Consider the following 14,253-nt stretch of genomic DNA (forward strand, 5'->3'; position numbering starts at 1 on the left):
ACCCCCCTTACAAAGATCACCGCAGCGTCTCGGCCGTGACCGCGATCGTCTCCCCGCGGCCGAGCGTCAGCTGCAGCGTGCGACCGCTTGGCACCGTCGTCAGCTGGCGAAACAGGTGGGACCCCGGCCCCGACACCGCGTGCCCATCGACCGCCGCGATCTCGTCGCCGACGCGCAGCCCGGCCCGCCCCGCAGGACCCTCCGGCCGGACCAGCGCCACGATCACCCGCCTCGCCGCCGGCGCCTGCTCGCGCGGCGCCGGCGCCACCGAGAACCCGAGGTCGCCCGCCGGCCGATCGGCCGGGGCGCGCCGACGGGCCATCGCGATCGGCGCCAGCTCGATCGTACCTGTCCCTTCGAGCAGCACCGGCACCCCGGCGATCGCATACTCGCCGCTCTGGTAGTCGTGATTGACCGGGGTCACCGACACCACCGCCGGTCCGGTCGTCGCGCCCACGACCTCGAAGCTGCCCTGCGCATCGGTGACGCTGCGCGAGCCCATTCCGACGGCCAGCCCACCCTGCGCCGGGGCCACGCCCACCGACATCCCGACCACCGGCGCGCCGGTCTCGACGTCGACCAGGCGACCGCGCACCGTCACCCGCGGCGCCAGCACCAGGGCGATGTCGCGGCGCACCTCACCCGCGGCCAGCGTCACCGTCGCCTCGGCCGCGCCCTCGCTGGACTCGGCGCGCAGCGAGTACGTCCCCGGCCCGAGGCCCGCGAGCGTGAAGCGCCCCTCCGTGCGGAAGAACTCGTCGTCGCCCCAGCCGCGGCTCTGGGCCTCTCTGGCCGTCACCTTGACCCACTCCGGGGCGCCGCCGCCGGCGATCCGCACGCTCCCGCCGATCTCCCCGGTCGCGGGGATCGTCACCACCGCCGTGCCGCCGAGCGCCACGTGCTCCACCGTCCCCTGCCCCGGCACGTCGTGCCGCGACGCCGTGATCGTATAGCTGCCCGGGGGCAGCCCGGACAGCTCGAAGCGGCCCTCGCCGTCGCTCAACGTCGGCTGCTGCGGCGCCATCACGTACGAGCCCGAATCCCCCGGCTCCGCCTCGCGCAGCCAGTCGAGGAACGCGTCCGCCACCGGCTCGCCTGAACCATCGACCACCTGCCCGGTGATCCGCCCGTCGCGCGTCTCGACCACCAGTTCCACCTCCGTCGCCGCGCCGGCCCGGACCTCCACCGAGACCCCCAGCGCGTCGCCGAGCTGCTCTCCCGCCCGCTTCAGCGGCCGCGCGTCGATATACGCCGTCGCCCGATACTGGCCCGGCAGCACCCCTTGCACCGCGAAGCGCCCGTCGTCGCCAGTCTCCTGGCTGCCGCCGCTCTGGGCCCCGCGCAGGCTCACCGTGGCTCGCGCGACCGGGCGGCCCGCGCCGTCGATCACCTTCCCGCGCACCTCGCTGCCCTCGGCCAGGCGGATCTCCACACCCTCGACGTCGCGCCCCTCCGGCACCTCGACCGGCACGCGCGGCGGCGGCGGGCGACCTGGCCCAAAGGACACCTCGAGCGCGTACGCACCCGGCCTCATCCCGCGCAGGTGAAAGCTGCCGTCGGCCGCCACCGCCGCGTCGCTCGCCCGGCCCCTGCCGGACGACGCCCCCTGCGAGTGCGCCAGCACGGCCTCGGCCGGCGCCCCCGCCCCGCGCGCGTCGACCACCCTGCCGCGGATCGCCTGCCCCGCCCGCACCGGCCAGCGCACGCCCTCGATCGCCGCCTCGCCGACCACGATCGCCTCGTAGCTGTCCTCGGGGACATATCCGGCGCACTGCACCTTCACCGCGTACATGCCCGGCAGCAGCCCACGCACGGTCACCTCGCCGTCGACCTCGACCCCTGCCGACGCCGAGCGCCGCGTCGTCGGCTCCGACAGCGACACCGTCCCCTCCTCGCAGCTCGCGCCGCCTGGCCCCACGATCTTGCCGCGCACGGATGTCGCCGGGTGGACGCGGATCGTCACCGGCGTCGAGGTCTCGCCGATCCCCACATACACCTTGTCCTGCGCCATCCCGGTGTACGCGTCCGCCTCGACGTACGGCTTGAACATCCCTGGGCGCAGCTGACCGATGCGGAAGTTGCCGTTCGCGTCGGTCGTCCCCTGCGGCGCGCCGCGTTCGGCCTTGACCGTCGCGTCCGCCACCGGCAGGCCGTCCGACGCACGCACCACCCGGCCGACCAGCACCGCCTCCGGCAACAGCTTGAAGTGCGCCGTCTGCCCCGGCACCGTCACCCAGTCTCCGCCCGCCGCGTAGTTCTCGGCCAGCGCCGTCACCCCCTGACGGCCGGGCCGCACGTAGAGCACGAAGCTCCCGTCCGGCCCCGAGAAATCGACGCTCCCGCCGGTGCTGACGATCGCCCCCTCGATCTCCCCGCCCGACACGTCGGAGACCGTCCCGCGCAGCTCCACCCCACCTGGCCACAAGACCAGGTCGATGCCACCCAGCTGCTCCGCCGCGCGCACCGTCACCGAGCCCCCCTGCGCCTCGCCGTGCTGGCCCGGCAAGTAGCCGCGGGCGCTCGCCGCGACGGCGTGGCGCCCCGGCACCAGCCCCGTCAGTCGATAGCCGCCGTCGGCCCGCGAAAGCTCGCAGCTCGGCACCCAGTCGCCGGCCCGCGCCGGCCCGGCGCGGTGGACCGTCGCGCACACCCGGGCGCCCGCGATCGCCCGCCCCTTCGGGTCGCGCACGCGCCCCGCGATCGCCGTGGGCGCGCCGAGAGGTGCCGGCGTCGGCGCGTGAAATGTCCTCGGGGACATGTCCTCGAAGCCATGTCTCTCGACACCCGCCTCGCCCGCCGGCTCGCCCCGATCGCAGCGCCACCACGCCCACACCGCCACGGTCACCGTCGCCGCCAGGATCAGACTCCGCTTGCGCACCCGCACCTCCGAAACACGGGGCAGCCTACGAGCGCGCCCGACGGCGCGTCAACCCGATCGCGAGGCCGCTGCCCTCGACATCCCCGCGATCCATCGTGTGGGTCCATACCCGGCGCTCGGTCGTCGCATTCCGGGTGTGCGGACCGCGACATTTTGTCGACCCTCGCTCCTCACGAGTCACGACATTTTGTCGATCCTCGCGAGCCACGAAGCCGCAGAGACCCCGGGGGCTCTCCCACGTCGAGCTCCGCCGTCACCCCGCCACGAGCGCGGCGATCTTCTCGCGCTCCGCGGCGTCGGGCATGCGGCCGAACCCCGCGCGCACGTTGTCGGCCATGTGCTTCGGCGAGCTCGTCGCCGGCAGCGGGCAGTGCACCGCCGGGTGGCCGAGGATGAACTTCAAGAACAACTGACCGAAGCTCGTGCACTCGAGCTCGGCCGCCCATTCGGGCAGCGGCTGGCCCTTCACCTTTGCGAACAGCGAGCCGCCGTCGAACGGCCGCATCACCAGCACCGCCACCCCCAGCTCCGCCGCCGTCGGCAACAACCGCTGCTCCGCCGCGCGGACCGCCGCCGAGTACGGCAGCTGCACGAAATCGAGGGGCTCGCGCCGCAGCACCCGCTCGAGCTCGTCCAGCCCCGCCTGCGTATAGTGCGTCACCCCGAGGTAGCGCACCCGCCCCGCGTCGCGCAGCCGCTTCAGCGTCGCGATGTGCGCTTCGAAGTCGAGCAGGTTGTGCACCTGCAGCAGGTCGAGCTCGTCCGTCCGCAGCAGCCGCATCGAAGCCTCGATCTGCGCCGCACCCTCCGCCCGCCCGCGCGTCCACACCTTCGTGGCCCAGAACGGTCGCGGCGGCGCACCTGTCTCTGCGACCAGGTCACCCGCGACCTCCTCCGCCCGCCCGTACATCGGCGAGCTGTCGATCACCCGCCCGCCCGCGGCCGCGAACTGCCGCAGCACCTCGCGCAGCGGCGCCCGCTCGCCCGCGTCGGCGCCGACGTCGAAGGTCTGCCAGGTGCCCATGCCGATCACCGGCAGGGCCTCGTGCGTGCGGGGATGAGCGCGCGTCTTCATGGTCGTGTCTCCTGACTTCGGTGCATCCATGAGCGGCGGCTCGCTCGTCGCGGGCGGCATCACGACCGATGCCCGCTGCTCGCCCGCCGGATCGACCTGTCCTTTACGACAGCCAGCAACGAGCCCGCCGGCGACCCCGAGCAGCGCGCGACGGCTCAGCATGCCGCAAGCCTACGGGAGCCCACGCGCCCTCGCAACCCGCTCAGCGGCCACAGCAGGCGTCGAAGCGCGCCGGTGCCAGATCAAAGTCGTCGCACACCCCCTCGGGCGCGCACGTCCCCGCCGGCGCCCCGTCGACCTCGCAGGCGCACGAGACCGCGTCGCACTCGAGGCGGCGGCTCGGCGCCTCGAGGCACTCGTCGACGAACACGCAGCCGTCCGACGGCTCCTCGCCGCCGAACTCTTGAAAGATCGCACAACCATCTTCGCCGTACCGGCACCAGTCCACCGCGTTCTGAAAGTCCTTCCAGCACGGCGACGCCTCCGACTCGAGCGACTCGCAGGTGTTGGTCGCAAAGCACTCGACCGTCAGCCCCCAGTGGTGCACGCACTGCGTGCCGCTCACCTGGTCCGGCTGACACGGACAACCATCGAACACGCCGTCGAGCCCGCAGGCGACCAGGCGATCGCAGAACTGCTGGCACAACACCTCCGGATCGTCCTCGAGGCCCGAGGTGCTCGCCGTGCTCGCCGTGCTCGCCGTGTCCGTCGTGCTCGCGGTGCTCGTCGTGCTCGTCGGCTCGCCCTCGCTCGTCGTGCCGCCCGTCGACACCCCGGAACCCGAAACCTCTGTCGGGTTCGGAGCGCCGGTCGCGTCGGTCGCCGTGGACGCCGCCGCCTGGGTCTCCCCCTGCGGGTCGCCGTCTTTGTGCTCGCAGGCGAGCATCACCACCCAGACCAGCCAGCTTCGTCGCATTCCCCAGGATGACACGCCTGCAGACGCCAGCCAATCGCGACCGCGCCCGGTGTAGTGTCGCAGCATCGCGAACACGCGCCCAGACACCCTGCCGCCGCTCGAGGACCGGCCGGTCCGGTGGGTCGGCCGGATCATCGACGGCCGCTACCGGATCGTCGAGCTGCTCGGCGAGGGCGGCATGGGGGCGGTGTACGTCGCCGAGCACCTCAAGCTGCACAAGCACGTCGCGCTCAAGACGATCCGGGCCCAGTTCGCCGCCAACAGCCAGGCCGAGGCCCGGTTCACCCGCGAGGCCCTGGCCACCGCGCAGCTCGATCACCCGCACGTCGTCAGCGCGATCGACTACGGCCATTTGCCCGAGGGCGGGGCCTACCTGGTGATCCAGCTGGTGCGCGGTCACAGCCTGACGAAGCGGATCCAGCAAGGCCCGCTGCCGTGGCAACAGGCGTGCAAGCTGGGCGCCCAGATCGCCGACGCCCTCGCGGCCGCGCACGGCCTCGGCATCATCCACCGCGATCTCAAGCCCGACAACATCCTGCTCGAGCCACGCGAAGGCGACGATTTCCACGCCCGCGTCCTCGACTTCGGCATCGCCCGCGTGCCCGCCCGCGAGGGCACCGGCACGATCGCCGGCATCGGCCGACCGATCACCCGCATGGGCGCGGTCGTCGGCACGCCGGGCTACATGGCGCCCGAACAGGCCGTCGGCGAGAAGGTCGACACCCGCGTCGACCTCTACGCGCTCGGCGTCATCCTGTGGGAGGCGTGCACCGGCCGCTATCTGTGGGACGCCGAGGCGCTCACCGACCTGTTCGCCGCCCAGCTGTCGACCCCTGCGCCCCACCTGCACGCGGCGACGCGCCGGGAGATCCCGCCACCGCTCGCGGCGCTGGTCAATCAATTGCTGGCGCGCAAGCCCGGGGAGCGACCGGCCAGCGCCGCCGCCGTGCGCGACGAATTGCGACGGCTGGCCCTCAGCGCCGAGGTCGACCTGATCCTCGCCGCCAAGCCCGGCCCCGGGTCCGCGATCGCCACACCCGTGCCCGCCGGACCACCGGCGGCAAAGGCCTCACCCGCGGCGAATCCCGTCACTCCACCCCGCGGCATCGCTCCCCTGGCGAACGTCACGCCCGCTCGCAACATCGCCGCGAGCCCCGTGACTCCCCCGCGCGGCCTGGCGAGTCCCGTCAATGCCCGCGGCCCCGCGGCGAGCCCCGCCTCTCCCTCTCGCAACGTCGCCCCGGCCCGGGACGCCGCGGTCACTCCGCCCCGCGGCATCTCCCCGCTCGCAGCACGCGGGGCCCCCGTCCCTCCCGGCGTCTCGTCGACTCCGCCCGCCGCGGCGAGCCGCCTCACGCCTCCCCGCGGCATCTCGCCCGTCGCCGCCCGCCCCGCGCCGGCGACGAGCCCGACACCCGCCCGCGCCGCCGGCCCCTCCGCCTCCCATCCCGTCGTCACCGCCGGCCCCTCCGCCTCTTATCCCGCCGTCGGCAGCCCCACCATCGTCGGCACCACCGCCGCCGCCCATTCCGGCGGCAACCCCTCCGCCTCCTATCCCGCCGTCGGCGGTCCCAACATTGGCGGCGGTCCCAACATTGGCGGCGGTCCCTCCGCCTCCTATCCCGCTGTCGGCGGTCCCGCCATTGTCGGTACCACCGCCGCCGTCAGCAATGTCAGCACCTCCGGCGCCGCCGCCTCTGCGCCCGCGACCGGTGCCCCCGCCAGGGTCAGCCGCGCCACTCCCCAGCCGAAGTCCGTCGCCACCGCCACGGCGATCCCTCGCATCGTCTGGCTCGGCGGGCTCATCGGCCTCGTGCTGATCGTCGTCACCGTCTTCGTCGCCACCGACCTGGCTGGCCGGGAGGACAGCTCCATCGCCGCAGCCGCCGCGCCCGTCGTCGCCGCTGGCGGCACGACCGGCGATCCTGCCTCGCCGGACTCGCGCCCGCGCTGGGCCGCGCTCGAGGCCCAGCTCGCCGAAGTCCCCGAGCTCTACGTCGACCACGCGCGGACCTTGTTGACCAGCGACGACGCCCGCGCCCGCGAGCGCGCCGGCACGGCCATCGCCCTCGCCCCGCCCGAGGACAAGCCCACCATCCCCGAGTACCTGCGCAACCTCGCATGGTTCGAGCAGGTCACCGAGTGCGCCCACAAGCGCCCGATCCTCGACAAGATCCGCGACGCCGGCGACCCGCGGGCCCTGCCTGGCCTGCTGCGCATCGCCGCCACCCCGCCCGGCGACTGCCGCGTCGGCACCATGCGCTTCGAGTGCATCGAGTGCCTGCGCGACGAGCTCGCCCGCGTCATCACCCGCTTCGAAGCTCGGCCCTGAGGGCGGCCGCCACGCTCAAGCCCGGCCGCGAGAGCAGCGGCCACCCGCGAGGCGCTCGAGCTGGTCACCTGACCGCCGCCGGCTCCAGGGCCGCGAATTCACGGCTTTCGCCGTCCAGCGCCATTCACGCCGTGCACCACCGCACGGCCCGCGCGGCGCCTCGCCGCCGCGGCTCGGGTAGTCTCCGCGCCCGTGATCCACATCGACGCCATCTCCAAGCAGCACGGCAAGCAGCTGCTGTTCGTCGAGGCCTCCGCCACCGTATTCCGCGGCGAGAAGGTCGGGCTGGTCGGGCCCAACGGCGCCGGCAAGACCACCATCTTCCGCATGATCATGCAGACCGAGAGCCCTGACGAGGGCCAGGTGCGGGTCGAGAAGAGCATCTCGCTCGGCTACTTCAGCCAGGACGTCGGCGAGATGGGCGGGCGCAGCGTCGTCGCCGAGACCATGGACGGCGCCGGCCCGGTCGCGGCGATCGCCGCCGAGCTGGCCGCGCTCGAGCTGGCCCTGGCCGACCCCGCGCGCATGGACGAGCTCGACGCCCTCGTCACCCGCTTCGGCGAGGTCCAGGGCCGCTTCGAGGAGCTCGGCGGCTACGGCCTCGACGCTCGCGCCCGCGAGATCCTCGCCGGCCTCGGCTTCGACCAGGACATGATGGACGGCGACGTCGGCAAGCTCTCGGGCGGCTGGAAGATGCGCGTCGCGCTGGCCCGCATCCTGCTCATGCGCCCCGACGTGCTGCTGCTCGACGAGCCGACCAACCATCTCGACCTCGAGTCGATCTTGTGGCTCGAGGGCTACCTCAAGGACTTCCAGGGCGCGCTGGTCATGACCAGCCACGACCGCGAGTTCCTCAACCGGATCGTCACCAAGATCCTCGAGATCGACGGCGGCGAGCTCTCCACCTTCGGCGGCAACTACGACTTCTACGAGCAGCAGCGGGCCCTCGGCGAGGCCCAGCAGCAGGCCCAGTACGAGCGCCAGCAGGCCATGCTGGCCAAGGAGATCCGCTTCATCGAGCGGTTCAAGGCCCAGGCCGGGCGGGCCGCGCAGGTGCAGTCGCGGGTCAAGAAGCTCGACAAGATCGAGAAGGTCGAGCCGCCGCGGCGGCGCCGGGTGCTGTCGTTCGATTTCCGCGTCGCTCCCCGCTCGGGCAACGACGTCGTCAAGATCGCCGGCGTCCACAAGACCTACGGCAAGAAGATCATCTACGCCGGCTTCGACCTGATGATCCGCCGCAAGGAGCGGTGGTGCATCATGGGCGAGAACGGGGCCGGCAAGTCGACCCTGCTCAAGCTGATCGCCGGCCAGACCCAGCCAGACCGCGGTGATGTCACGATCGGCGCCGCCGTCAAGCTGGGCTACTTCGCCCAGCACGCCATGGACCTGCTCGAAGGCACGGGCACCGTCATCGACTCGCTGATGGCCGCGTTCCCGCTGGCCTCGATCGGCCAGCTCAAGGCGCTGGCCGGCGCCTTCGGCTTCTCCGGCGAGGACTCCGACAAGCCGATCCGGATCCTCTCCGGCGGCGAGAAGGCCCGCGTGGTCCTGGCGCGCATGCTCTACGACCCGCCGAACCTGCTGGTGCTCGACGAGCCGACCAACCATCTCGACATGGCGACCAAGGACATGCTCGTCGGCGCGCTCTCCAACTTCGAGGGCACCATCGTGTTCGTGTCGCACGACCGCCGCTTCCTCGCCGCGCTGTCCAACCGCGTCCTGGAGCTCGGCGCCGGCGAGCCGCGGGTGTTCGGCGGCGGCTACAACGAGTACGTGGCCCAGAGCGGCCACGAGGCGCCAGGTATGCGCGCCTGAGCCCGACCGGCGTGACCGTCGCTGCCGGCGGTCACGCTGTTCGCCCGCCGCCTGCGCGCCCGGCCCGCTGCCTGACCGTTCGGACAGGACACGAAGCCGGACCGCCGCCCGGCTCTACCTGACTCGATGGACATGCCCCTGAGGGCATGTCCGATCGCACCTGTCCGTCGGCACATGCCCCGACGTTCAGGCGCCCGCGCCGGTCGGCTTCAGCCGCAGCTCTCGACGACCACCACGTTCTCGGCGCTGCAGTAGTAGTTGTCGCCGTTCGGCATGCAGCAGCCGATGCCGTTGACCGCCGTGTCGGGGCTGCACGGGTCGCCCTCCGCTGCGTCGGGCGGGCAGTCGATCGGGTTGACGCCGCCCGGGTCTTCGCCCGCGCCGCCGCAGCCGTAGTACTCGAAGCTCGCGTCCCAGCCGCAGTTGCCGTACGCCCCGCCGGTGGTCTCGGGCTCGGTCGTGCCGAAGGTCGTGTCCGGGTCTTCGGTGGTGACCCAGCCGGTGCTCGGCTCCGGCTCGGTCGAGCTCGCGCTCGTGGTCGAGCCGGTGCCGCCGCAGGCCGGCTCGTCGGGGAAGATCGCCCCGTAGCTGGCGAGCCCGTCGGCGCAGGCCTGAAGACACTGCTCCGTCACTTCGGGCGTGGCCCAGCACGTCCCCTCCGGCCCGTAGGCCATCTCGATCTCCGCCAGCGAGTCGGGGTTGATCGCGCCGACGCACAGGATGTACTGCGGACAGTCGCCATACTCCCCGGTGGTCCCGGTGGTCCCCTCGGTCGGGCCGCCGGTCTCGGTCACGCCCGAGGTCCCGGTGCCGCCCTCGGTCGGGTCGCCGGTCGGGTCGCCGCCGCTCGGGTTGCCGCTCGGGTTGCTGGTCGGCCCGCCGCTCGGACCGGCCGAGGCCGTGAGGTTGCCGATCGTGTCGAGCGGGTCCTTGCTTTCGCCGCAACCGACGAGCGTCGCGGACACGACCAGGCAAGAGACCAAACCAGCGAGGGGACGAGACAGGGACGCGGGGGACATCGACGGCGCTTCTACCAAGCACATCCGCCCCTCGCAAGCGCCGGCGGGGCCTCGCCGGGTCCTGGAGCCTTTGCCGGCCGCCGGACCGGACCTGTCCCGAGAGACATCTGACAGTCGCGCCTGGCCGCCCACCGCCCTTACCAGCGACAGGCCGCCCCGCCCGGGCCCGCGCGGTCGCGCGAGCCCGCGGGCAGCCGCCCCGTCAGGGCGTGCAGTAGGCGACCGTGCGACCCGCGTACTCGGTCGTCGCGCAGCCCGAGTAGCCCGCGGCCACGCAGTCGATCATGCCCGGCTGGTCCCACTCGCAGAACGAGATCGTCGCGCCGTCGCAGCTCTCGGGCCCATCGAGCTCGCACTGCGTGTTGACGAAGCCGCACGAGGCCCCGCCGGCGAACGGCCCCGCCTGCACGTAGCCGCAGCCCTGCCCGAGCGGCTCGACCGTCGCGCAGTCGCGGCGGCTCAGCTGCCCGCCGGCGCACGTCTCGAGCACGTCGCCGTCGCACTCCTGCGAGAAGAAGTCGCACGGCTCGCCGGTGCCGATGCAGGCGGTCGCGTTGCGCATCGGGTCGAAGCCGCAGGTCTCGCCGGCGATCGTGAACCGCTGCTCGCCGTCCTGGCCGTTGATGAGCACGAAGCCGTTCTGCGTGCGGCAGTCGACGCGCGACAGGAACCCGTCCGGGTCGCACTCGATCAGCACGGCCGGGTCGTCCGGGTCGCACTTGGCCTCGGTCACCCCGTACTCGCACGGCTCGAGCCCGCAGCCGGCCCAGATGTCGACCCCGCACTGCTGCCCCGCCGCCGCGCAGTCGATCGCGGCGATCGGCGCGCCCTCGAAGTCGCAGGCGACCCACTGATCGCTCACGCACAGGCTGTCACCCGGCTTGTCCTTGCAGGCGTCCGCGTGTGCCTCGGGCGGGGGCGAGCAGGCCCGCACCGTCGCGCAGTCGGGCGCCGCCAGCTTGCACTCCATCGCCTCGATCGACATGCGCATCGTCCCGGTCGACGACCACGTCCACGGCACCTCGAGCGCGTGCGCCAGGCAGGCCTGCAGCCCCATCGGCGTGCCGCCGTCGGCCTCGCAGGCGTTGATGCGCAGGCAGTCCTCGACCCGCGGGTCGGTCTCGGGCGGCCCCTCGCTCGTGCCCTCGCTCGTGTCGCCGCTGGTCGGCGCGCCGGTGGTCGGCTCGGTCGTGCCCTCCGTCGTCGGCCCCGTGGTCGGCCCGGTCGTCGGCCCGCTCGTCGAGCCGGTCGTCGACGCGCTGTCCGTCGTCGCGCTGTCGGTCGTCGCCCCGCCGTCGGAGCTGCATCCGGCCATCAGCGCCCCGCCGAGCGCGAGGGCCACGAAACTTCTATGTACATGCCAAGAACGCTGCATGCCGCGAGGGTTAGCACGGCGACCTCGCGCGGCCACGTGACGATTCCGCCGCATGCCGCGGAGCGAGCTTGCGATTGCTCTCGCCCCGCGGGGCCGCCGCCGCGATCCGTCACGCCGAAGCGCCGCGATGTCGCACCCGATCCCGCACCCGCACCTGCGGAGCCTCCCCGCGTGCTCGCAAGGACATGTCCCCATCGCCATGTCCCTATCAACATGTCGCAACGGTCATGTCGGTCGCGCGCGAGCGGTCGCGGGCGCGGCTGGGCGCCGGCCCGGGGGCGCGTTCGGGCGCCAAAGCGCGCATGACGCCCGTTTCCGCGCCCGCCGCGGCAAGGTTACCCGTCGGCCGTCGATCCGGAATACCCTCATCGTGGTCGGCCGTTGTCCGCCGACCGAGCGAGGCGACGATGGCCACCCCAGGCGAATCTCCCAGCCCTCCGCCGCGCAGTCGCGGCCGCCGGGCCCTCTCGATCACCGCCCAGTTGCTGCTCGGCCTCGGCCTCGGCGCCGCGCTGACCGAGGTCGCCTTCTCGGTGCGAGACGGCGGCGCGTTCCCCCACGTCAATTTCTACGTCGCCGACCCAGAGCTCGGCGTCCGCCTCGAGCCGGGCGCGACGATGGAGTTCCGGCTCAAGCCCAACCCCTCGACGACGATCCACGTCAACAGCCGCGGCTACCGCGGCGACGAGTGGCCGGCGCCCGGCGGCGACGAGGTGATCGTGGTCGGCGACTCGCAGGTGTTCGGCCTCGGCGTCGACGACGACCGCACCTTCGCGGCCCAGCTCGCGCAGCTCAGCGGCCGCCCGGTCGTCAACGGCGGCGTGCCGACCTACGGGCCGCAGGAGTACCTCGCGGTCGCGCGCGAGCTGCTGGCCGAGCGTCAGGCCAAGACCGTCGTGGTCGTCCTCAACTTCGTGAACGATCCATTCGAGATCGATCGGCCCAACCACGAGCGCCACGCGGTGTGGGACGGCTGGGCGGTGCGCAGCGAGACGGCGCCGGCGAGCGTCACCCAGTTCCCGGGCCGCAAGTGGCTGTTCTCGAAGTCGCACGCGTTCTACACCCTGCGCCGCTGGCTGCACGCGCGCGGCACCGTGAAGATCCCCGAGGACTCCGAGCTCGGCAGCCCCGTCGACGCCGGCACCCCCTCCGAGGGCGGCCTCGACGACCTCGTGCTCGCCAGCCGCTCCGCTCGCGCCGCCGCCGACGCCGAGCATCAGACCGCCGTCGCCGCGCTCACCAGCTCGCGCACCCGCCTCGACGACCTCGACAAGCAGCTCACCGACCAGCGCGTCACCATCGACCGCAAGCTCGCCGCCGCCAGCGACGACGGCAAGCTCGGCAGCTTCCAGCTCGAGGTCGCCCGCGGCAAGCCCGGCGACATCGTCCGCGAGGACTACGGCGAATCGAGCCGTTCGGTCCAGGTCACCGCCAGCCTCATCCGCCAGGCCGCCAAGCTGCGCAACGACCAACTCGCCGCCCAGCTCAAGAAGGAAGAGAAGGCCGGCAAGACCGAGCTCCAGGACCTGATCAAGGCCGAGGCCGGCCTCGTCGCCGAGCAGCAGCGCCTGCGCAAGCAGATCGCCGCCGGCGTCAAGCCGCCCGGCCGCCCGCCGTCGCGCTTCCACGACTACCTGCAGCAGTTCAAGGCGATGTGCGACGAATACGGCGCCGAGCTGGTGGTGGTCGCCCTGCCGATCGACGTCCAGGTCGACCCCGGCGAGTGGGCCAAGTACGAGGTCCGCGACGCGCCCGACATGCAGGACTCGCTCATCTTGCTCGACGACCTGGTCGCCGACGCCACCTCGCTGGGCCTGCGCGCGCTCGACGTCACCGCCGCCCTGCGCGCGGCCCAGCCCGGCGCCTTCCTCGATCACGACATTCACATGACCGCCAAGGGCCACGCCGCGTTCGCCGTGGCCCTCGCCGATCGCCTCGAGACCGCCCTGCCGGTCGCGCTCGAGGCCCCGAAGGACGGCCTGCCGCCCGGGCGCTCGTTCGTGCCGACGGCCGCCGAGTGGCCGGCCGCGCCGGAGGTCAAGGTCAGCGGCTCGACGGCGCTCGGCTGCTCGACCCAGATCGAGCGCGAGTGGTTGCGCGTGCAGTGCCGCCGCCGCGCCGCCGGCGACCGCTTCGGCGGCGTGGTGGTGAGCGAGGGCGCGACCCCGGCGACGATGGCGATGCGCACGCTCGACGGCCTGTCGCTGGTCACGCCGCTGACCGTCGGCGAGCCGCTGACCGCCCGCTTCTACTGGAAAAAAGAGGTGCACGATCTGCAGATCCGCTGGCCCGCGGGCGAGGACGGCAAGCCGCGGTTCGCCGGCGAGTTCGTCAAGGCCGAGCTGACGATGCCGCCGGCCGACGCCGCCGCCGAGGCCGCGATCGCCGGCCTGTGCGCCTGCCACCAGCAGACCCGCAAGGAGCAACTGTGCGCCCAGGCCGGCAAGCTCGACAACGACTACGAGGACTACGCCTACGACTGCAAGGACGTCTGCAGCGACCTGTGGGGCGATCCTTCGCTGATCGCCGCCTGCACCCGCGCCCACCCGGCGGACAAGGACTGCGCCGCCCGCCTGGCCTGCGTCCAGAACGACCCGCTGTTCGCGCCCGCATGTCCCGAGGGACAGATCCTCGCGTTCGCCAGCAACACCTGCCGGAGCCCCTGCGACGAGGCCCACCCGTGCCAGGAAGGCGCCCGCTGCATGCCCTGGCACGGCGGAGGCGTGTGCCTGTGACGGCAGACGCGTCGCCAGCCGGCGCGGCGGGGTTGGCCGTTTGGGCATGTCCCGAGGGACATGTGCCGCGCAACCGCGCTCGGCTCGTGACATTATCCGAAGGACATG

At 73.0% G+C, this 14,253-nt stretch carries 8 protein-coding genes; 3 read left to right on the forward strand and 5 right to left on the reverse strand.

The features are described from left to right. Positions 1 to 16: 16 nt before the first annotated feature. The 3 genes from POL25_RS11015 to POL25_RS11025 form a co-directional block, all read right to left on the reverse strand. Positions 17 to 2,878: a carboxypeptidase regulatory-like domain-containing protein gene (locus tag POL25_RS11015; protein WP_272085913.1), complete on the reverse strand. Its 2,862-nt coding sequence runs from the start codon at positions 2,876 to 2,878 to the stop codon at positions 17 to 19. Positions 2,879 to 3,131: 253 nt separating this feature from the next. Continuing rightward, the gene (locus tag POL25_RS11020; protein WP_272085915.1) at positions 3,132 to 4,115 is read right to left on the reverse strand and encodes an aldo/keto reductase; all 984 of its coding nucleotides are present in this window, start codon (positions 4,113 to 4,115) and stop codon (positions 3,132 to 3,134) included. A gap of 40 nt (positions 4,116 to 4,155) precedes the next feature. After that, positions 4,156 to 4,869, reverse strand: coding sequence for a hypothetical protein (locus POL25_RS11025; RefSeq protein ID WP_272085916.1), 714 nt, complete (start codon positions 4,867 to 4,869; stop codon positions 4,156 to 4,158). Positions 4,870 to 5,020: 151 nt separating this feature from the next. Here POL25_RS11025 and POL25_RS11030 point away from each other — a divergent pair, with 151 nt between their 5' ends. After that, positions 5,021 to 7,201, forward strand: a complete 2,181-nt coding sequence (locus POL25_RS11030; protein ID WP_272087248.1) for a serine/threonine protein kinase — start codon at positions 5,021 to 5,023, stop codon at positions 7,199 to 7,201. Positions 7,202 to 7,393: 192 nt separating this feature from the next. Further along, entirely contained in the window at positions 7,394 to 9,016 is a 1,623-nt protein-coding gene (locus POL25_RS11035; RefSeq protein WP_272085917.1) for an ABC-F family ATP-binding cassette domain-containing protein, read from the forward strand. A 209-nt stretch (positions 9,017 to 9,225) separates the two neighbouring features. Here POL25_RS11035 and POL25_RS11040 read toward each other — a convergent pair whose 3' ends face one another. Together POL25_RS11040 and POL25_RS11045 are read right to left on the reverse strand one after the other, a co-directional pair. Continuing rightward, positions 9,226 to 9,981: a hypothetical protein gene (locus tag POL25_RS11040; RefSeq protein ID WP_272085918.1), complete on the reverse strand. Its 756-nt coding sequence runs from the start codon at positions 9,979 to 9,981 to the stop codon at positions 9,226 to 9,228. Between the two features lie 256 nt (positions 9,982 to 10,237). Continuing rightward, positions 10,238 to 11,410 carry a hypothetical protein gene (locus POL25_RS11045; protein WP_272085919.1) on the reverse strand — a complete coding sequence of 391 codons (1,173 nt, stop codon included), beginning with the start codon at positions 11,408 to 11,410 and terminating at the stop codon, positions 10,238 to 10,240. 407 nt (positions 11,411 to 11,817) lie between these two features. Between POL25_RS11045 and POL25_RS11050 the strand changes: the two genes are divergently transcribed. After that, positions 11,818 to 14,145, forward strand: coding sequence for an alginate O-acetyltransferase AlgX-related protein (locus POL25_RS11050; protein ID WP_272085920.1), 2,328 nt, complete (start codon positions 11,818 to 11,820; stop codon positions 14,143 to 14,145). Positions 14,146 to 14,253: the final 108 nt, after the last annotated feature.

The sequence above is a fragment of the Nannocystis bainbridge genome (assembly GCF_028368995.1).
Classification (GTDB): domain Bacteria; phylum Myxococcota_A; class Polyangia; order Nannocystales; family Nannocystaceae; genus Nannocystis; species Nannocystis bainbridge.